A 20131-nucleotide genomic window follows, 5' to 3' on the forward strand; every position below is an offset into this window, starting at 1 on the left:
TTCCGCAACGCGGCGCCGGCCGCCCGCCGCGCAGGCGCGGCCCTACACTTGCGGCATGCGCCTGCCCGCCCCGCCACTGCCGTCCCCGATCCTGCTGGGTTTCAGCGGCGGCCTGGATTCCACCGTGTTGCTGCACCTGCTTGCGGCGGACGAAGGCATCCGCCAGCGCGGGCTGCGCGCGCTGCATGTCCACCACGGCCTGCACCCGGAGGCCGACGCCTGGGCCGCGCTTTGCCGGCGCGCCTGCGACGCGCTGGATGTGCCGCTGGAAATCGTCCGCGTCGAAGTCGACCTGACCGCCGGACTCGGCATCGAAGGCGCCGCCCGCGTTGCCCGCCACGCCGCCTTTGCCGCAGCGCTGGGCGAAGACGAAATCCTGACCCTCGCCCATCATCGCGACGATCAGGCCGAAACCTTCCTGCTGCGCGCACTGCGCGGCGCCGGCAGCGACGGGCTGGCGGCGATGCGGCGGTGGCGTCGCCACGCGCACGGCTGGTTGTGGCGGCCGCTGCTGGACGTTGCGCGCACGACGCTGCACGACTACGCCACGTCGCAGCGCCTGCACTGGCTCGACGACCCCGCCAACGCCAACACCGACTTCGACCGCAACTTCCTGCGCAACGCGGTGCTGCCGCTGCTGCGCCAGCGCTGGCCGGACGCCGCCGCCAGCTTCGCCCGCAGCGCCGCGCTATGCGCGCAGGCCGGCGAGCTGCTGGACGCCGAAGACGCAGCGGCGCTTGCCACCGCGCGTCGCGACCTGCGGACGCTGCTGGTTCCGCAGCTGCATGCGCTGCCAGCCGCGCGCCGGGCGCGCGTGCTGCGCCGCTGGATCGCGGATTTGCGGCTGCCGCCGCTACCCGGCAACGGCATTGCCCGGATCGAGCGCGAACTGCTGGCCGCGCGCCACGACGCCAGCCCGCGCTTCGACTGGCAGGGCGCGCGCGTCTGGCGCTGGCGCGGGCTGCTGCACGCGGACGTGCTGCACGAACCGCTGCCCGCCGGCTGGAGCCAGTCATGGGATGGCCGCGCGGCACTTGTGTTGCCGGGCGGCGGACGCCTGCAGCTGGTGCACGCAGCAGGCTTCGACGCGCCGCTGCGCGTGCATGCGCGGCAAGGCGGCGAACGCATCGTGTTGCCGGGCCGCAGCCATTCGCATGCGCTCAAGCACGTGCTGCAGGACAGCGGCATGCCGCCGTGGCAGCGCGCGCACCTGCCGCTGCTGTCCGACCCCGACGGCAGGCTGCTGGCAGCGGGCGATGCCATCGTGTCCGCACCACTGGCGGCATGGCTCGCGGCGCGGGATGCGCAGCTGCAGCAGCTTTCCCCTGCTCCCGATACGGATGGGGAGAGTGGCGCGGCCGCGCTGGCGTAAACTGCGCGCATGGCCAAGAAACCCGCCCCCGACATTTCCCCCGTTGCCGATTTCGAGCAGTCGATGCTGGCGCTGGAAGACCTGGTTGGCCGGATGGAAACCGGCGACATGACGCTGGAAGAATCGCTGGCCGCCTACGAGCGCGGCGTCGGTCTGTACCGCCGCTGCCAGGGTGCGCTGGAGCAGGCCGAGCTGCGCGTGCGCCTGCTCGATGACCCCGCCAACCCTGGCGATGCGCGCGAGTTCGATGCCGGCGACGATGGCAGCGCCTGACTTCGCGCCCTGGCGCGCGCGCGCGGAAGCCGCGCTGGAACATGCCCTGCCCGACCCCGCCACCGCCCCGCAACGCCTGCACGCGGCGATGCGCCACGGCGTCCTCAACGGCGGCAAGCGCATGCGCCCGCTGCTGGTGTATGCCACCGGCACCGCGTTGGGCGCATGCGAAGCCGATCTGGACGCCGCCGCCGCCGCGGTGGAACTGGTGCACTGTTATTCGCTGATCCATGACGATCTGCCGGCGATGGACGACGACGACCTGCGTCGCGGCCAGCCCACCGTGCATGTCGCCTTCGACGAAGCCACCGCGATCCTCGCCGGCGATGCGCTGCAAACGCTGGCATTCGAATTGCTGACCACTGCGCCGCAGCCAGCCGAACGGCGCGTCGCGATGCTGGCCGAACTGGCGCGCGCCTCCGGCGTGGCCGGCATGTGCGGCGGGCAGGCGCTGGATATCGATGCCACCGGAAAAGGGGGTCAGAGTGGCTTTTCACAAGTTAAAAGCCACTCTGACCCCCTTTTCCGCCTTGCCGACCTGGAGCGCCTGCACGCGCTGAAAACCGGTGCGCTGCTGCGCTGCGCGGTGCGGCTGGGTGCGTTGGCCGGCAACGCCACGCCGGCGCAGGCCGCGTTGCTGGACCGCTACGCCGATGCGCTGGGCCTGGCCTTCCAGATCCGCGATGACCTGCTGGACATCGAGGGCGATGCCGCCACCCTCGGCAAGACCGCCGGCAAGGACGCGGCGCAGGCCAAGGCGACCTTCCCGGCGCTGCTCGGCGCCGATGCCAGCCGCGCGCGGCTTGGAGAACTGTCTGCAGTCATGCAGCAGGCGCTGGCGGAACTGGATGCCGATACCGGTGCACTGCACGCGCTGGCGCGGCAGGTCGTCGAACGCAGCCACTGAACCGCGCCGCGGGTTCGGCATCGCACGCCCGCGCTAGGCCCGGTGCAGCCATGCCGGTCGCAGCAGTTTGCCGCGCCGATGCACCGACCGCAGCACCAGCACCACCGCGACCGCCACAGCCGCGATCACCAGCAGGGAATTCTCCGGGCCGAACATCCCGCCGGTCAGCCAGCCGGGGCCGGCAAGGCGGGTCTCGAGCGGCGCCAGCCCGCGCCAGTCCCCGATACCGGACAGCGGTACGCCGCTGAGCAGGATGGTGAAGTTCCACGCCGCATGGTGTGCAGCCGACACCCACAGGTTGCGGGTCAGCACGAACACCCCGCCCCACAGCAGTCCCAGCAAGGTGACCGAGACCAGCATGGCCCCCGCGTCGGCGCTGCTGCCGTCCTGCACGTTGGCCAGATGCGGCAGGGCGAACACCAGCGCCTGCACCGCCAGCGCAACACCGGTGCCCCAGGCTCGCTCCAGCACCTGCAGCACCAGGCAGCGGTACAGCAACTCTTCCAGGGTGGCGGCGATGCCGATCACCGCGGCAGCGCCAAGCAATCCCGACGTTGCCGGCCGCTGCTGCACCAACTCGTATGCGCCCAGCCCGAACAACGCCGCGATCGGCAGCGCCACCAACGCCGCCCCCGCGATGCCGCCCAGCGCCAGTGCCAGCGGCCGCAGCCGCAGCTCGCCCGCATCGCGCCTGTCGTGGACGCGCACGTAGGCCCAATAGCCCAGCAACGCGGCCAGGAAGATGCCGGCGCGCCGGATCGCGCTGAGTGGACCGGGGCCGGGCTGGAACATCGCATCGATCCACGGCAACAGCCCCTGCCGGAACGCGAACATCGCCCCCACCACCGCCGCACCGCCCAGCAGGAGCGCCCACAGCATCCGACCGTTGGCGCGCAGGTGGCGGCGGCCGGTCGTTCGTGCCGACCCGGTGTCCGTCGCCGCGGTATCGATGCCATCGACGGTCAAGCCGGCCACGGCCTTGGCCATGGCCGGCCCGCTCCGCCCGGTGTCCGTTCCGGTCAGGTCACTGCGCATGCCCGCCTCACAGCAGCCGCAGGGTGAACGGATAGCGATAGCTTTCGCCGTTCAAGGCCTTGAACGTGGCGATGACGCTGCACACCAGCCAGCTCACGGCCACCGCCCCCGCCAGCAGCAACAGCACCAGCCCGGCCGGCAGGGTAACGATGGCGCCCAGCCCCAGCGTCAGCACGGTGGCGCCCACCAGCACCACGCCGATGATCGCCAGCGCGCAGGTCAGCAGGAACATGGTCAGGTTGAAGTTGAACGCTTCGCGGGCGTGTTCGGCGACGAAGGCCGAATCGCTCTTCTTCAGGAAAAAGATCGCCAGGCCCGCCAGCATGCCGGCCACGCCGGCGCTCCAGCTGGTCATGAAGGCCAGCAGCAGGGCGCCCGCATGCGCGCCAGCGGCCCAGCCGCGCTCGCCCTGGGCGGTCGACATCGTCTGCATCTGCACGGTTTCCATCGTCGTCTCCTGCCGGAACCATCCCGGTCTGGATCGATGATGGCGGCGGCCGCCGGCCGCACAAGCCGGCGTGCGACGAAATCCGCGGCAGCGGCGACGGAAACCCATGCCGGAGCGGCGAATGCAGCCCGGAAACGGACGAGCCCGGGCATGCCCGGGCTCGTGGTCGTGCACTGTTGCCGCCGGCGCTTACTTGACCAGGCGGATCGTCAGCGGGTAGCGGTAGGCCACGCCCTCGTTGGCCTTGATCGCTGCCAGGATCACCAGCACCAGTGCACCGATGCCGACCACAAGCGCCACCGGAATCGTCAGCAGCGCGCCGATGCCGATGGTGAGGATGGTGAAGATCAGCAGCAGCAGGAAGATCGCCGACACGGTGATGTTGAAGTTCAGCGCTTCCTTGGCCTGGTCGGCCACGAACGGCATCTCGTCCTTCTTCATCAGCCAGATCACCAGCGGGCCGATGAAGAAGCCCCAGCCGCCCAGCGCCGACGTCAGCAGGCCGCCTACCAGCGCGGACAGATGGGCGAACATCGCCCACTGGCGCTCTTCCTTGGAAGGCCCGACGGGCGGCGGTGGCGGCGTGGCGACGGTATCGTTCTGGTCCATGAATATTCCCCGATTGGTCAAGACGGCATCAATTGCCGCGTTGCGGAGGATAACGCGAACCGATGACACATTCGGCCATCGCCAAAGCAATCAGCCCTCGCCCGCCACCGTCATCCGCCCGACCAGGATCGAGCCGGTGCGCACATGCGAACGCGGGTCCACGTCGCTGCCCACCGCTTCGATGCCGGCGAACATCGCCTTGAGGTTGCCGGCGATGGTGATGCCGTCGACTGGATAGGCGAGCTCGCCGTTCTCCACCCAGAAACCGGCCGCGCCGCGCGAGTAGTCGCCGGTGATCGCGTTGACGCCCTGGCCCATCAGCTCGGTCACCAGCAAGCCTGTGCCCATGCCACGCAGCATCGATGCCAGGTCGCCGGCATTGGCGCGCACGTTGAGGTTGTGCACGCCGCCGGCGTTGGCGGTGGTCGCCAGCCCCAGCTTGCGCGCCGAATAGCTGCCCAGCACGTAGCGCTGGACGATGCCGTCCTCCACCAGCATCGATTTACGGGTTGTCACGCCTTCGGCGTCGAACGCGGCGGAGCGGAAGCCGCGCGGCAGGAACGGATCCTCCTCGATCGCGAACCAGTCCGGGAACACCCGCGTGCCCGCGCTGTCGAGCAGGAAGCTGGCGCGGCGGTACAGGGCGCCGCCGGACACCGCGCCGATGAAGCTGCCCACCAGCGACCGGGCCATCTCCGCGGCGAACAGCACCGGCACCTGTCCGGTCGGCAGCCGGCGCGGATCCAGCCGCTCCAGCGTGCGCCGGGCGGCCCTGCGGCCGATGGCCTCGGGCGATTCCAGGTCACCCTGCGCCAGCGCCACGCTGTACCAGCCGTCGCGTTGCATCGCCTCGCCTTCGCCGGCGATCAGCGCGCAGCCGATGCTGTACGAGGTGGCGCGCTCGGCGCCCAGGAGGCCGTGCGAGTTGGCATACACGCTGAGCGAAGCGTTGGCGTTCATCGACGCGCCGTCGGAATTGCCGATGCGCGCATCCACCTCGCGCCCGGCCGCCTCGCAGGCGAGCGCGATGTCGATGGCGCGGTCGGCATCGAACGGCGCCGGGTGCCAGGTATCGAATTCGCGCAGCACCTGCGCCATCAGCGCGGCATCGGCCAGCCCGGCCGCCGGATCCTCCTCGGTATGGCGGGCGATCGCGCAGGCCTGCGCCACGGTGGCGGCAAGGCTGTCCTCGCGCAGGTCGGCGGTGCTGGCGCTGCCCTTGCGCTTGCCGAAGTAGACGGTCATCGACACCCCGCGGTCGCGGGTGGCCTCCACTGTCTCCACTTCGCCGAGGCGCACGTTGACCGCAAGGCCGGCGTCCTCGTCACAGGTGACTTCGCACTGGTCGGCGCCGGCGGCGCGGGCGCGGTCCAGCAACTGGCGGGCGACGGCGGACAGCTGTTCCAGCCGTTGCCGGCTGTCGTCGGCGGGCGCGGCAAGATCGACGGACGGGTTCAATGACCTGCTGTTCAATGGATTATCCTGTTGCAATGCGAGGACGTGACGAAGACACCGGTGAATTTCTCAGCCCCAGCCGCAGCGAGCAGCGTCGCGCGGCGCTGGACGTGCTGGAGCTGGGCGAACAACTGACGGCGATGACCGCCACCCAGTTGGGCAGGCTGCCGATTCCGGAGGAGCTGATGCCGCACATCCGCGAGACCCAGCGCATCACTTCGCACGGTGCGCGCAAGCGGCAGCACGCCTATCTGGCCAAGCAGATGCGCAAGCTGGACGACGACGAGCTGGAGGCGATCCGCGATGCGATGAGCAAGGACGGCGAGGCCGCGCGCCGCGAAACCGCCGCGCTGCACCGGGTGGAAGCGCTGCGCGACGCACTGCTGGGCGACGACGGCGACGCCGCGCTGACCGATCTGCTGGCCGCGCATCCGCACGCCGACCGCCAGCAGCTGCGCCAGCTGCTGCGCAACGTCCGCGAGGAGCGGGCGAAGAACAAACCGCCGCGCGCGTTCCGCGAGCTGTTCCGGGTGCTGCGGGAGCTGCAGGCGGAAGCCGGCGACGCCACCGGCGACGACGACGCGACGCTGGACGACGACAGCGACGCCTGAGCGCGGCATCACGCCTGCGTCCCGCCCACGGTCAATGCCGAAACCAGCAGGGACGGCTGGCCCACGCCGACCGGCACGCTCTGGCCGTCCTTGCCGCAGATGCCGACGCCGTCGTCCAGCGCCAGGTCATGGCCGATCATCGCCACCTTCTGCATGGTTTCCGGACCGTTGCCGATCAGGGTGGCGCCCTTCACCGGCGCGGTGATCTTCCCGTCCTCGATGAGATAGGCCTCGGTGGCGGAGAACACGTATTTGCCGCTGGTGATGTCCACCTGGCCGCCGCCGAAGTTGACCGCGTACAGGCCCTTCTTCACCGAGCGGATCATTTCCTCCGGGTCATGGCTGCCGGCGCGCATGTAGGTATTGGTCATGCGCGGCATCACCAGGTGGGCGAAGGACTCGCGGCGGCCGTTGCCGGTGGGCGCCATGCCCATCAGCCGCGCGTTGAGCGTGTCCTGCATGTAACCGACCAGGATGCCGTCCTCGATCAGGGTAGTGCAGGACGTGGGCGTGCCCTCGTCGTCGATGTTGAGTGAACCGCGGCGGCCATCGAGGGTGCCGTCATCGACGATCGTCACGCCCTTCGACGCCACCTGCTGCCCCATCCGCCCGGCGAAGGTGCTGGTGCCCTTGCGGTTGAAGTCGCCTTCCAGCCCGTGGCCCACCGCTTCGTGCAGCAGCACGCCCGGCCAGCCGTGGCCCAGCACCACCGGCATCACCCCGGCCGGCGCATCGATCGCGTCGAGATTCACCAGCGCCTGCCGCAGCGCCTCGCGGGCGAATTTCTCCGGTTTGTCGTCGGCCAGCAACTGCTCATAGGAATAGCGCCCGCCGAAGCCGGCGTAGCCCGATTCGCGGCGACCGTTCTGCTCCACGATCACCTGCACGTTCATCCGCACCAGCGGGCGCACGTCGCCGGCCAGCACGCCGTCGCTGCGCGCCACCAGCACGGTGTCCACGCCGCCGGACAGGCTCACCATCACCTGCTGCACGCGCGGGTCCAGCGCGCGCACCAGCGCATCCACGCGGCGCAGCGCCTCCACCTTGGTGGCGTTGTCGAGCACATCGATCGGATCGAGCGCGGGATACAGCGCTCGCCCATTGCTGCGCTGCAAGGCATGCGCACCGTGCGCGCGGCCATCGCGGGCGATGGCGCGGGCCGACTGTGCCGCGGCGAGCAGCGCCGGCGCATCCAGCTCGTCGGAATAGGCGAAGCCGGTCTTCTCACCGGAGATCGCGCGCACCCCGACGCCCTGCTCGATGCTGTGCGAACCGTCCTTGACGATGCCGTCCTCCATGCTCCAGCCCTCGCGGCGGGCGTGCTGGAAATACAGGTCGCCGAAGTCGATGCCGGGGCCCAGCAGGGTGCCGAACGCGCGCTCCAGCGCGGCGGTATCCAGCCCGGTGGGCAGCAGCAGGCGGGATTCGGCGAGGGAAAGATGGGGCATGGGGTTGTCCTGGTGCTGCGTGGATGGAGCATCGCGTGCGCGATGTGTGCCCGCCGGGGCAGGCAGGCGCATCAAGTTTGGATGCGCGCGCGCCGACGACATCGAGGAAATCAATGTCGTGGCGTTTGCGTCGAAATCAATCGCCGGGGGCTCGCCCGGCGGCGGCCTGCGCCGCGTTTTCGCGGGCGATGGCTTCCACCTTGGGCTCGGCCCACGGCCCGGTGACCCGGTAGGTCTTGGCGCCGATGCCGCGCATCGGCTTGTCCAGCACCGCATTGGCCACCGCGCCCACCGCCGCGCCGACCGGGCCGCCGGCCAGCGCGCCCACCGCAGTGAGCAGGCTGCCGGACTTCGGCCGCACTTCCACGGTCTGGTCGAAGCGGCGGTTGCGCAGGTCGGTGCTGCCGCGCACGTGGATCTCGGCGGCGGGACCGCGCACGGCCAGATCGTCGGTGCGCAGCTGGCCCTGCGCCAGCGTGGCATCGCCCTGGATGCGGTCGAAGGCGAAGCCCTTGCTGAAGAAGTCGCTGAAATCCAGGGTCAGCCGGCGGCGCAACTGGGCCACGCCGAGCAGACCCAGCACGCGGCCGGCGCCCGGCTCGATTTCCAGCAGCTGGCCGTCGCGCACATCGGTGCTCAGGCGCGCCTCCACGCTGGTGAGGCCGAACTCGCCCGGACCGCCGCGCCAGCTGGCTTCGGCGCCGAGCCTGCCCTTGCCGCCCGCCACCTGACCGCCGAAGCCGAACCCGTCCAGCAGCGCGCCGATGTCGTCGCTGGCCACGTCCAGCTTGAACTGGGTGCGCGCGGAACCGCCGCGCCCCAGCCAGCTGCCGCTGGCGCTGAGCCGCTGCTTGCCGCCGGCGGTGGTGAATTCGTCCATGCGCAATCCGCCCGCCACCGGCGTGCTGCGGAAGCGCGCGCGGCCCATCGCGGTCCTGCCGATGCGCAGGTCGGCCACGTCCAGCAGCAGCGGCGGCACCGCCGCGGGATCGGCAGCGCTGGCCGGTGCATTCGCCGGCGCGGGCGCCGCGTCCTTGTCGGCCACCGGCAGCGACCAGTGCAGGCGTTCGAAACGGCCGGCGATGGTGGCGCCGCCCTGCGTCGGCACCAGCAGCGCGCCGGAAATGCCCGCGCCCTGCACCTGCACCGAGGTGCCGCGCGGGGCCGGTACCACCACCATCCGCGCCGTGCCGACATCCGAACCCAGTACCTGCAGATGCGCGGCTTCCAGCTCGATCCGCCGCAGCGGCAGGTCGGCATTGCCGCTGCCGCCGGCAGCGATGCCGACCCAGTCCAGCGCATCCAATTGCTCCACCCGCCCACCGACCAGCAGGCCCGAGGCAGGTGGCGCGCCCGCGGGACCGCCGCCCAGCTGCAGGCGCAGGCCGGTGCGGCCGTTGCTGGTGCGGCTGCGCAGCGACAGCAGGTTGCCGAGGGTGGCTTCCACTTCGCCGCTTTCCAGCGGCAGGCGGATCTCGATTTCAGTCGCCAGCGCCTGCGCGGCGGGCTTGCGCAGCGGCGCCGGCAGGTCCAGCGCAGTGCCGACGAGGCTGGAGCGCAGCCGCAGCCGCGCCGGCTGCGATCCGGGGGTTGCAACGCGCGGCACAGCCAACTCGGTGGTCCAGCTGGAACTGCCGCGCACATGCGGTTTGAGCCAGTCCAGATTGCCGGCCTTGGCCAGCAGGCCGTCGATATCGGAAGCCGCCTGCAGTGTCGCCTCGAACGCATGCGCAGGATCGCGCACATGCGGCCCCGCACGCAGCGACAGCAACCCCGGCGCGCCGTCCTGGCGCACCTGCAGGTCGCTGGCATCGAAACCGCCGCGATCGAAACGGGCCTGTCCGCGCACCTGCTCGAACGCCACCTTCCAGCGCTGTTCGGCCAGACGCACGCCGCCCAGCGCCACCGTGCCTTCGATCCGCGAAGACGGCGGCTGCTGGTGGTGCAGCGGCAGCAGCAGCTGCACGCGCGCCTGCGCCGGCCCGGCCGCGCGCAGGTTGTCGAGGATGTCGCGGTGTTCCTTGTGCAGTGGGCTGGCGCGCAGCATGGCGAGGAAATTGCCGGCATCGCCGCCGGCTGCCGCATCCACCTGCAGCTCGGCCCTGCCGAAGCGGGCGATGCCGGCCTTGAGCGCGCTGACCGGCACGCCGGCCAGGTTGGCGCTGCCGGTCAGACTGAAGCCATCGGCCACGAAGCTGACGTCGGCATTCATGCGCTGCGCCGCCGGCCAGTCCGGCTGGAACTTCACCGTGCCGGTGTCGATATGCGCATCGGCGCGGAACACGCCGGCGCCGGCCATGCCCGGCTCGTTGCGGAACGGCCAGTCGTCGAGGTCGCCGGCCACCACCGCGTGGACGTTGCGCAGGACGCCGCCCTGCAGCGCCGCGTCCAGCCACTGCACCGTCGCTTTCGGCATCAGGTGGTGGACCCAGAAGCCATGCGCGGCCGACACCGGCACGTCGCCGATGTCCACCGCAAGGTCGAGCTGCGGGCGGCTGCCGTCGCCCTGGAAACCGATGCCGCCACGCGCCTGCAGCCGCAGCGGATCGCCGTCGAGGGCCAGCCCCGGCGTGCGCACCGTCCAGCCGTTGCCATCGCGCCAGAGCACGGCTTCGCCGTCCAGGGTGAACGCATGCACCACGCCGAATCCGGCCGGCCAGTCGAAGGCCACCTGCGCGGCGCGGTCGAAGCGCAGCCGCAGCCCGTCCTGGTCGGCCTGCAACCAGCCGCTGACCCCGCGCATGCCGGGCGCATGCCCGACCGGATCGAAGCGGAAGCCGTCGATGCGCGCACTGGCGCGCAGCCGGCCACCGCGTTCGCCGGCCAGCACGATGTCCTGCACCAGCGCGCCCGGCGCGGTGGTCCGCAACCAGTGCCGCAGCGACGGCGCCAGCGCATCGCTCAGCGCCGCCAGCTGCAGAAGCGGGGCCACGTCCACCCGCTGCGCGCGCAACGCGTAGCGGCGCTCGCCGCCGGCCAGCGCCAGCCCGTCCAGCGTCTGCCGGCGCGCGCCGTCGCCGATGCGCAGGCGCGGCAGGCGCAGCTGCCAGTCCTGCAGGCTGCCGGCCCAGCTGGCATCCAGCACCAGCTCGCCCAGCGCCTGCGTGGGCGCGGCGGCACCGGCCGCGGCACTGCCGCGCAGGCGCACGTCCAGCAGCCCGGCGTCGGCGCGCACCGCGACCACCCGATGTCCGCGCAGCTGGGCCCACCCGCGCAGGCGGCCGCGTCCCGACAGCGGCGAGACGCCTGCCACGTCGAACGTGCCGGCCAGCGCCGCCAGATCCGCCTGGCGGGTGCCGGCGTAGACGCGGCCATTGCCGGTGGCGCGGTCGAGTTCACCGGCGATATCGAAGGGCTGGGCACCTTCGCGCAGCCAGGCACGCGCACCGGCGCGCACCCGCTCGCCCTCCACGCGCAGACGCAGGTCGATGCGCGGCAGGCGCAGGTCGAGCCCGAGTTCCGGCGCCAGCACGTGCAGGCGCGCCTGCGCCAGCTGCAGTTCGCCCAGGTTCGACAGCGCCTCCAGCGGATCGCCGCCGGCCTGCTGGCCGGGCAGGCCGCGCACCTGCCACTGGCCGTCGGCGCTGCGTTGCAGGGTCAGGTCGACCCCGCGCAGGCGCAATTCGGTGAACGAACGGCCTGGCAGCAGGCCGGCGTACTGCGCCACCAGCACCTCGGCATCGCCGATCCGCAGCGGGTTGGCGGAATCACCGATGCGCAGGTTGTCCAACCGCAGCAGCGGCCCGCGCCGGGTCCACCGGGTGGTCACGTGGTCGAATGCGACCGGCCGGCCGGCGCGTTCGCCCAGCCATGCCGCGATGCGTTCCGGATGACGCTCCGCCAGCGGCAGCAGCTGGCTGCCGACGCCGTTGCCCAGCGCCGCCAGCACCAGCATCGCCGCCAGCGCGTACCAGGCGCCGCGGCGCAGCAACCGCAGGCGATGGCGCCAAGGCATGGTCACGGCGGCCTGCCCGTCATGCCCCCACGGGGCACCAGCCTAGGACAGGGAACGGCTGCCTTCATCAGAGCAGCACCACATCGAACTGCTCCTGCAGGTACTGCGCATCGGCCTGGAAGCGGATCGACTTGCCGATGAACTCCTCCAGCTCCGCCACCGCGTTGGATTCCTCGTCGGTGATCCGCGTCACCACGCTGGGCGATGCGATCACCAGCAGCCGCGCTGCGTCGAACTGGCGCACCGCGCGCACGATTTCGCGGAAGATCTCGTAGGTCACGGTTTCCGCGGTCTTGAGCATGCCGCGCCCGCCGCATTCGTGGCAGGGCTCGCACAGCTGGCGCTCCAGCGACTCCACCGTGCGCTTGCGGGTCATCTCCACGAGGCCCAGCGGCGAGAAGTCGTAGACCGTGGTCTTGGCGTGATCCTTGACCAGCGACTTCTCCAGCGTGCGCAGCACCTGCCGGCGGTGCTCGGCATCGTGCATGTCGATGAAGTCGATGATGATGATGCCGCCCAGGTTGCGCAGCCGCAGCTGGCGCGCCACCGCCTGCGCGGCTTCGAGGTTGGTGCGGTACACGGTTTCCTCGAGGTTGCGCTGGCCAAGGAAGCTGCCGGTGTTCACGTCGACCGTGGTCATCGCCTCGGTCTGGTCGATGACGAGGTAGCCGCCGGACTTCAGCGGCACCTCTTTTTCCAGCGCGTGCTGGATCTCGTCCTCGACCCCGTACATGTCGAACACCGGGCGCGCGCCGGTGTAGTGCTCCACCTTGTCCGCCAGCGCGGGCATGTAGCGCGCGGCGAACTCGCGCAGGCGCTCGCAGGTCTCGCGCGAATCCACCTTGACCTTGTCGACGTCGCGGCGGATCAGGTCGCGCACCGCGCGCAGCGGCAGGCTCAGGTCCTCGTAAACGCGGCTGCCGACCTTCGCCTCGGCGGCATTGCGCTCGATCAGCTCCCACACCCGGCCGAGGTAGGCGATGTCCTCGGCCAGCGCCTCGGCCGGCTGGCCCTCGGCATTGGTGCGGACGATGTAGCCATGCCCGGCGCCACCGGCGGTCAGCTCGGCCATCAGGGTCTTGAGGCGGGCGCGCTCGGCCTCGTCCTCGATGCGCGCGGAGATGCCGACCACTTTCGAGCGCGGCAGCAGCACCAGGTAGCGCGACGGAATGCTGATCTGCGTGGTCAGCCGCGCGCCCTTGCTGCCGATCGGGTCCTTGACCACCTGCACCACCACCTCGGCGCCGTCGCGCAGCAGGTCGGCGATGGGGATCTGCATCTGCGGCGGCGGCGCGGCCGGGGCGTCGTCGCCGGCCACCGCGTCCAGCGGCGCGCTGCGGAAGATGTCGTTGGCGTGCAGGAAGGCGGCCCGCTCCAGGCCGATGTCCACGAACGCCGCCTGCATGCCGGGCATCACCCGCTGCACCTTGCCCTTGTAGATGTTGCCGACCACGCCGCGCTGGCTGCCGCGCTCGATGTGCAGCTCCTGCAGCATGCCGTTCTCGACCACCGCGACGCGGGTTTCGCGCGGGGTCACGTTGACCAGCAACTCCTCGCTCATGGCAGCAGCCCGAACTGGCGCAGCAGGCCGGCGGTTTCGTGCAGCGGCAGGCCCATGACCCCGGAATAGCTGCCGTCCAGCCGCTGCACATGCGCCTCGAAGCGGCCCTGGATGGCGTAGGCGCCGGCCTTGCCCTGCCATTCGCCACAGGCCAGGTAGCGGGCGATGGCATCGTCCGACATCGTCTCCACGGCCACCCGGGTCAGCACCGCGGCCTGCGCTTCGCGCCCGGCCGAGACCAGCGACACGGCGGTCAGCACCTCGTGGCTGCGGCCGGACAGCGCGCGCAGCATCTCCGCCGCATCGGCAGCATCGGCCGGCTTGCCGAACACGCGGTCGCCGAGGATGACCTCGGTATCGGAGCCCAATACCACCGCGCCCGGCACCGCCACCACTTCCAGCAGCCCGGCGCCGGCCTTTTCGCGCGCCACCCGGCGCACGTAGTCGGCCGCGGGCTCGCCTGCCCCGCGCTGTTCGGGGACATCGAGGTCGAGGAGGCCGAATTCCAGCCCGAGGCGGGCCAGCAGTTCGGCGCGGCGGGGCGAACGCGAGGCAAGATGCAGCATCCCGGAAGTCTAACCCGTGGCTGACTGCGCACCGTACCGGCGCAGGCGCGCAACCCCGTTGCGGCTCACCGGCCGTTCACCCCCGGCAGGTACATCCTTTCCACCATCATCCACGGGAGTCCATCATGACCCTGCGTCCGCTGTTCCTCGCCCTCGCCCTTGCCACGGCCCTGCCCATGACCGCCAACGCACAGACCCCTGCCGATGTCGGCGCCGCCGCGCAGGCGGGCACGCTGCTGTCGGTTGCCGCCAGCGCCGAGGCCAGCCGCACGCCGGACATCGCCACCATTTCCACCGGCGTGGTGACGCAGGCCGGCGACGCCAACGGGGCGATGCGCGACAACGCCACCCAGATGGACAAGGTGATGGCGGCGCTGCGTGCGGCCGGGATCGCGGCGCGCGACATCCAGACCAGCGGGATCAACCTCAACCCGCAGTACAAGTACGTGGAGAACATGCCGCCGGCGATCGTCGGCTACCAGGCCAGCAACACGGTCAACGTCAAGGTGCGCGAGCTGGCCAAACTGGGCAAGGTGCTGGACGCGCTGGTGGCGCAGGGCGCCAACCAGATCAACGGGCCCAGCTTCGGCATCGACAAGCCGGAGGCGGCGCTCGACGAAGCCCGCGTCGCCGCGGTCAAGAAGGCGCAGGCACAGGCGCAGACCTATGCCGACGCGCTGGGCCTGAAGATCCGGCGCATCGTCAGCATCAGCGAAGGCGGCGCCAGCCTGCCGCGCCCGCCCATGCCGATGCTGCGGGCGATGTCGGCCGATGCCGGCTACGCCAAGGAAACCGCGGTGGCGCCGGGTGAAAGCTCGGTGTCCGTCAGCGTGGAGATGGTGTTCGAACTCGGCCGCTGACTTCCTCCCGCCGCGCATGCCACGACGCCCGCCTCGCGCGGGCGTCGTCGTTTGTGCCGCCAGCTGAACCCATGGCAACGGCCGCGCCGCGTCCGGTTGCCCATCGCGGAAGCGGCGGCGCAGCGTACAGGCGTGCGCCGGCCGGGCCGTAACCCCATCCACCCCGCCCGCCCGTTGCATGACTCGTGGTTCCCGCTTCCTCACCGGAAAGGAGATTGGCCATGATTCACGCATCCGTCCCCGCCCAAGTGCCTTCGCATGCGCCCCGGCTGCAGCCCGATCCCGCGCGCATCCTCACCCTCAGCGGCACCGTCGCGCTCAACCTGCTGGTGTTCGGCCTGCTGCTGGTGCCGGTCACGCTGCCGCCGCCGGCCGTGCTGGCGCCGGCCAAGCCGAACATGGCGATCCGCGACATCGTCAAGCCAGCGGAGCCGGTGGTGGTGGACATCGTCCCGATCCAACCGCCGCGTCCGATCACGTCCGCACCCAAGCTTGAGCGCCAGCAGGTGGCGCCGCCCACCCGCGATGCCGGCGTCACCGCCGTGATCAGCGATACCGGCAGCGAGCCGATCGCGGATGCCATTGCCGACAGCGGCGATATCGCTCCGCCAAGCGGCGACATCGGACCCGCCGGTGGCCCCGCGCCGATGCAGCTGGCCTACCGCAACGCCCCGGCGCCCGCGTATCCGCGCATCGCGCTGCAGCGGCAGTGGAGCGGCATCGTGCTGCTGCAGGTGCTGGTGGACGTGGACGGCCGTCCGCTGGAGGTGGGCATCGCGCGCAGCAGCGGCCACCGCGAACTGGACGAAGCCGCGCGCCAGCAGGTGCTCAAGCGCTGGCTGTTCCAGCCGGCCAGCCGCGACGGTGCGCCGGTGCAGGCGATCGGGCTGGTGCCGGTGGAGTTCAGCCTGCGCCGCTGAAGGTTCGCGACCCGGGCGGAAACGCCCTAGGATGGGCCGGCGTCACTCCATCAACGCGCGCTCCATCCATGCAGGAGGGAACATGTTCGACGGCATCCTCGGTTACATCTTCGGCGGTCTGGTGATCGGCGTTCTGGCCCGGATGGTCAAGCCCGGCGCGGACGCGATGGGCTGGATCATGACCATCGTGCTCGGCGTGCTCGGCGCGTTCGCCGGCGGCTGGGCGGCAGGCAACTTCGGCCTCGGCCGGGTCATGACCTGGGTGGTCGCCATCGGCGCGGCCATCGTGCTGCTCTTCATCTTCGAAGCGGTACGCAAGAAGAAGTCCTGACCCACCGCCTCCCGGCACCATCGGAACGCCCCGCCCGTGCGGGGCGTTCCTTTTGCGGAGGCGCCGCAGACCGCGCCTCCCTGCCCACGCCGCTGCCACCGCGCCGCCATATGCAGCCGATGCATATGCGCATGGCCCGCGATCCTTTCCGCCACGATGGCGCGACGCCTAGCCTGCCGGGACGTTCCCTGCCCCGGTCCCGCCATGTCGCAAGCCGCCGCTCCATTGCCTTCGCCGCTGACCGGCGACCAGGGCGCGCTGCTGTCCCGGTTTGCCGCCGATGCCGACAGCAGCGCGCTGCTGTGGGCGTCGGGCTATCTGGCCGGGCTGGCCCGCGCGCTCAGCCCCACCGCGCTGGCCGCCGCCACCGCGCCGACCGTTGCGCCGCAGCCGGCCACCGTCATCTACGGCAGCCAGACCGGCAACGCCCGCCGCGCCGCCGAGGCGCTGCATGCGCAGCTGCAGGGCGCCGGCCTGCCGGCGCGGCTGCTGCGCGCCGACGCCTATCCGCTGCGCGAGCTGGGCAACGAAACGCTGCTTTACCTGGTCATCAGCACCCAGGGCGAAGGCGACCCGCCGGACGATGCCATCGGCTTCGCTGAATTCCTGGACGGCAAGCGCGCGCCGAAGCTGCCGCAGCTGAAGTACGCGGTGCTGGGACTGGGCGACTCGTCCTATGCCGACTTCTGCGGCATCGCCCGCAAGCTGGACGCGCGGCTGGCCGAGCTCGGCGCCACGCGCGTGCAGACGCTGGGCGAAGCCGACCTCGACATCGACACCATCGCCGCGCCCTGGCGCGAAGCCGCGCTGGGCCATGCCCGTGAACTGCTCAAGCCGGCGCCGGCCGCGCACCTGGCCACGGTCACCCCGCTGCGCCCGCATGCCGCGCCGGCGTGGTCACAGGAGCGGCCCTTCCCCGCCGAGCTGCTGGCCAACCAGCCGCTGAGCGGGCGCGAGTTCAAGGGCACCGGCTTCCGCCGCTACGCCGCGCCGGACAAGGACGTACGCCATATCGAACTGTCGCTGGAAGGCAGCGGCCTTGCCTACGAACCCGGCGATGCGCTGGGCATCCACCATCGCAATCCGGATGCGCTGATTGCGGCGGTACTGGCGGCGACCCGGCTCGACGGCGATACCGTGGTCGAACACGACGGCGACGTCCTGCCGCTGTCGCACTGGCTGGCCGAGCGGCGCGAGCTGACCCGGCTGGCCAAACCCGTGCTTGCCGCGCTGGCCGAACGCGCGAATGCCCGCGAGCTGGCCCAGCTGCTGGAACCCGGCGCCAGCGGACTGGCCGCCTTGCTTGGCGACCACCAGCTGATCGACGCGCTGCGCCGCTGGCCGGCCGACTGGGACGCCGCGGAGCTGGTGGCCACGCTGCGCCCGCAGGTGCGCCGGCTGTATTCGATCGCCTCCAGCCGCAAGCGCGTCGGCGACGAAGCTCACCTCACCCTCGACGTGCTGCGCTACCACGCGCACGGGCATGACCACTTCGGCGCCGCCAGCGGCTTTCTCGCCACGCTGGAAGAGGGCGCGCAGCTGCCGGTCTACATCGAGCCGAACGAGCGCTTCCGCGTTCCCCTTGATTCCAGCCGCGACATCATCATGGTCGGCCCCGGCACCGGCGTCGCCCCGTTCCGCGGCTTCGTGCAGGAACGCGCCGAAACCGGCGCATCGGGCCGCAACTGGCTGTTCTTCGGCGCCCGCCATTTCAACACCGGCTTCCTCTACCAGAGCGAATGGCAGGACGCGCTGCAGAAGGGCGAACTGCACCGTCTCGACCTCGCGTTCTCGCGTGACCAGGCCGACCGCATCCACGTCCAGCAGCGCCTGCGCGAGCAGGGCCGCGATGTCTTCGACTGGCTGCAAAACGGCGCCCACCTGTATGTCTGCGGCGCCATCGACATGGGCAAGGACGTGCATGCCGCGCTGCTGGACATCGTGGCCGCGCACAGCGGCGGCGATGCCGAGGCGGCGGCGGATTTTCTTTCCACCTTGCAGCGCGAAGGCCGTTACGCACGCGACGTGTACTGAGCAGAAGGCCACCCCATGAGCCACCCATCCGTCGAAAAAATCAAACTGGAAAGCCGCCGGCTGCGCGGCACGCTGGCCGATGGCCTGGCCGATGCCAGCACCGGCTCGCTGTCGTTCGAGGACCAGCGCACGATCAAGTTCCACGGCAGCTACCAGCAGGACGACCGCGACCTGCGCGACGAGCGCCGCCGGCAGAAACTCGAACCCGCGCACCAGTTCATGATCCGCATCCGCGCCCCGGGCGGCGTGTTCACACCCAAGCAGTGGCTGGGGATGGATGCCATCGCCACCACCTATGCCAACCACTCGCTGCGCGTCACCACGCGCCAGACCTTCCAGATCCACGGCGTCATCAAGCGCGACCTGAAGCAGACGATGCGGGCGATCAACGCCGCCACCCTGGACACCATTTCCGCCTGCGGCGACGTCAACCGCAACGTGCTGGGCGCCAGCAACCCGCAGCGCTCAGGGCTGCACGCACAGGTGCACGACTGGACGCAGCGGCTGTCCGCGCGCTTCAAGCCGGCCACCCGCGCCTATTACGAAGTGTGGCTGGACGAGGAAAAGGTGGCGGAAAGCGGCGTCGAACACGAGCCGCTGTATGGCGACGCCTACCTGCCGCGCAAGTTCAAGATCGCGATTGCCGTCCCGCCGGACAACGACGTGGACGTGTTCGCCAACGACCTGGCGCTGATCGCCATCGTCGATGAAGCGGGGAATCTTGCCGGCTTCAACGTCGGCATCGGCGGCAGCATGGGCGCCAGCCATGGCATCGCCGCGCACTACCCGCGCGTGGCCAACGTGATCGGCTTCGTCACGCCGGCGCAGGTGTTCGCGATCGCCGAAGCCGCGATCAGCGTGCAGCGCGACCTGGGCGATCGCGACGACCGCAAGCACGCGCGCTTCAAGTACACCATCGACGACCACGGCGTGGAAAAAATCGTGGCGCTGATGCAGGAGCGCGCCGGCTTCGCACTGCAGCCCGCGCGTCCGTATCGCTTCGACCACAACGGCGACCGCTTCGGCTGGGAGCAAGGCGAGGACGGGTTGTGGCAACTGACCCTGTCGCTGCCTTCCGGCCGCATCGCCGATTTCCAGGATGGCCGCCCGCTGCTGACCGGCCTGCGCGAAATCGCGAAAATCCACAGCGGCGAATTCCGCCTGACCTGCAACCAGAACGTGATCGTCGCCGGGGTGCCGGCCGGCGCGCGGGCGCAGATCGACGCGCTGGTGGCGCAGTACGCGCTGGACGTGGAAAACCTCGCGCCCAGCGCACTGGCGCGCAGCGCGGTGGCCTGCGTGGCGCTGCCTACCTGCGCACTGGCGATGGCCGAAGCCGAACGCTACCTGCCCACCTTCCTGCGGGTGTTGCAGCCGCTGCTGGACAAGCACGACCTGCGCGAGCAACCCATCGTGCTGCGCATCTCCGGCTGTCCCAATGGCTGCTCGCGTCCTTACCTGGCCGAGATCGCGCTGGTCGGCAAGGCGCCGGGGCGCTACACCCTGTTCCTCGGCGGCGACCACCGCGGCACCCGCCTCAACACGTTGTATCGCGACAACATCGACGAAGCGCAGATCGTCGAGGCGCTGGACCCGCTGCTGGGCCGCTACGCCGGCGAGCGCGAAGCCGGCGAACACTTCGGCGACTTCCTGCATCGCGCCGGCATCGTCGCGCTGCCGCCCTATCCCACCCACGTCCGCGTCGATCCGGCGGAAGCCGCCTGATGCCGAACCACCCCACGAACG

17 protein-coding genes are annotated in these 20131 nt (G+C 70.9%); 9 read left to right on the top strand and 8 right to left on the bottom strand.

Annotated features, from left to right (window positions below):
• Positions 1-55 precede the first annotated feature (55 nt).
• The 3 genes from tilS to E5S66_RS08805 are packed head-to-tail and all read left to right on the top strand — an operon-like array spanning position 56 to position 2552.
• The gene (tilS, locus tag E5S66_RS08795; RefSeq protein WP_138348881.1) at positions 56-1372 is read left to right on the top strand and encodes a tRNA lysidine(34) synthetase TilS; all 1317 of its coding nucleotides are present in this window, start codon (positions 56-58) and stop codon (positions 1370-1372) included.
• Positions 1373-1381: 9 nt separating this feature from the next.
• Entirely contained in the window at positions 1382-1645 is a 264-nt protein-coding gene (locus E5S66_RS08800) for an exodeoxyribonuclease VII small subunit (protein WP_028839004.1), read from the top strand.
• Positions 1632-2552: a farnesyl diphosphate synthase gene (locus E5S66_RS08805; protein WP_138348987.1), complete on the top strand. Its 921-nt coding sequence runs from the start codon at positions 1632-1634 to the stop codon at positions 2550-2552. The genes E5S66_RS08800 and E5S66_RS08805 overlap by 14 nt, the downstream gene beginning before the upstream one ends.
• A gap of 33 nt (positions 2553-2585) precedes the next feature.
• Here E5S66_RS08805 and E5S66_RS08810 read toward each other — a convergent pair whose 3' ends face one another.
• From E5S66_RS08810 to pmbA, 4 genes are all read right to left on the bottom strand, one after another.
• Entirely contained in the window at positions 2586-3539 is a 954-nt protein-coding gene (locus tag E5S66_RS08810; protein WP_171033513.1) for a CPBP family intramembrane glutamic endopeptidase, read from the bottom strand.
• 55 nt (positions 3540-3594) lie between these two features.
• The gene (locus E5S66_RS08815; protein WP_171033514.1) at positions 3595-4035 is read right to left on the bottom strand and encodes a DUF4870 domain-containing protein; all 441 of its coding nucleotides are present in this window, start codon (positions 4033-4035) and stop codon (positions 3595-3597) included.
• 189 nt (positions 4036-4224) lie between these two features.
• Positions 4225-4644: a DUF4870 domain-containing protein gene (locus tag E5S66_RS08820; protein WP_212745338.1), complete on the bottom strand. Its 420-nt coding sequence runs from the start codon at positions 4642-4644 to the stop codon at positions 4225-4227.
• 90 nt (positions 4645-4734) lie between these two features.
• Positions 4735-6102: a metalloprotease PmbA gene (pmbA, locus tag E5S66_RS08825; protein ID WP_138348989.1), complete on the bottom strand. Its 1368-nt coding sequence runs from the start codon at positions 6100-6102 to the stop codon at positions 4735-4737.
• A gap of 32 nt (positions 6103-6134) precedes the next feature.
• Between pmbA and yjgA the strand changes: the two genes are divergently transcribed.
• Entirely contained in the window at positions 6135-6710 is a 576-nt protein-coding gene (gene yjgA / locus E5S66_RS08830) for a ribosome biogenesis factor YjgA (RefSeq protein ID WP_138348884.1), read from the top strand.
• An 8-nt stretch (positions 6711-6718) separates the two neighbouring features.
• On the opposite strand, the gene tldD is transcribed toward yjgA, so the two are convergent.
• The 4 genes from tldD to E5S66_RS08850 form a co-directional block, all read right to left on the bottom strand.
• Entirely contained in the window at positions 6719-8158 is a 1440-nt protein-coding gene (tldD, locus tag E5S66_RS08835; protein WP_138348885.1) for a metalloprotease TldD, read from the bottom strand.
• A gap of 136 nt (positions 8159-8294) precedes the next feature.
• Positions 8295-12113 carry a YhdP family protein gene (locus E5S66_RS08840; protein ID WP_171033515.1) on the bottom strand — a complete coding sequence of 1273 codons (3819 nt, stop codon included), beginning with the start codon at positions 12111-12113 and terminating at the stop codon, positions 8295-8297.
• 67 nt (positions 12114-12180) lie between these two features.
• The gene (gene rng / locus E5S66_RS08845) at positions 12181-13674 is read right to left on the bottom strand and encodes a ribonuclease G (protein WP_138348887.1); all 1494 of its coding nucleotides are present in this window, start codon (positions 13672-13674) and stop codon (positions 12181-12183) included.
• Complete coding sequence (locus E5S66_RS08850) at positions 13671-14240, bottom strand: Maf family protein (protein WP_138348888.1); 570 nt, start codon at positions 14238-14240, stop codon at positions 13671-13673. The genes rng and E5S66_RS08850 overlap by 4 nt, the downstream gene beginning before the upstream one ends.
• Positions 14241-14365: 125 nt before the next feature.
• On the opposite strand from E5S66_RS08850, the gene E5S66_RS08855 reads away from it, so the two are divergent.
• The 5 genes from E5S66_RS08855 (at position 14366) to cysI (ending at position 20110) form a co-directional block, all read left to right on the top strand.
• Positions 14366-15100, top strand: coding sequence for an SIMPL domain-containing protein (locus E5S66_RS08855; protein WP_171033516.1), 735 nt, complete (start codon positions 14366-14368; stop codon positions 15098-15100).
• A gap of 221 nt (positions 15101-15321) precedes the next feature.
• Entirely contained in the window at positions 15322-16020 is a 699-nt protein-coding gene (locus E5S66_RS08860; protein WP_138348889.1) for an energy transducer TonB, read from the top strand.
• An 82-nt stretch (positions 16021-16102) separates the two neighbouring features.
• The gene (locus E5S66_RS08865) at positions 16103-16351 is read left to right on the top strand and encodes a GlsB/YeaQ/YmgE family stress response membrane protein (RefSeq protein WP_138348890.1); all 249 of its coding nucleotides are present in this window, start codon (positions 16103-16105) and stop codon (positions 16349-16351) included.
• Between the two features lie 204 nt (positions 16352-16555).
• Entirely contained in the window at positions 16556-18385 is a 1830-nt protein-coding gene (locus E5S66_RS08870; protein ID WP_138348891.1) for an assimilatory sulfite reductase (NADPH) flavoprotein subunit, read from the top strand.
• Positions 18386-18400: 15 nt separating this feature from the next.
• On the top strand, positions 18401-20110 hold the full coding sequence (gene cysI, locus E5S66_RS08875; RefSeq protein WP_138348892.1) for an assimilatory sulfite reductase (NADPH) hemoprotein subunit: 1710 nt from the start codon (positions 18401-18403) through the stop codon (positions 20108-20110).
• Positions 20111-20131: the final 21 nt, after the last annotated feature.

The sequence above is a fragment of the Thermomonas fusca genome, assembly GCF_005862345.1.
In the GTDB taxonomy this organism is placed as follows: Bacteria; Pseudomonadota; Gammaproteobacteria; order Xanthomonadales; family Xanthomonadaceae; genus Thermomonas; species Thermomonas fusca.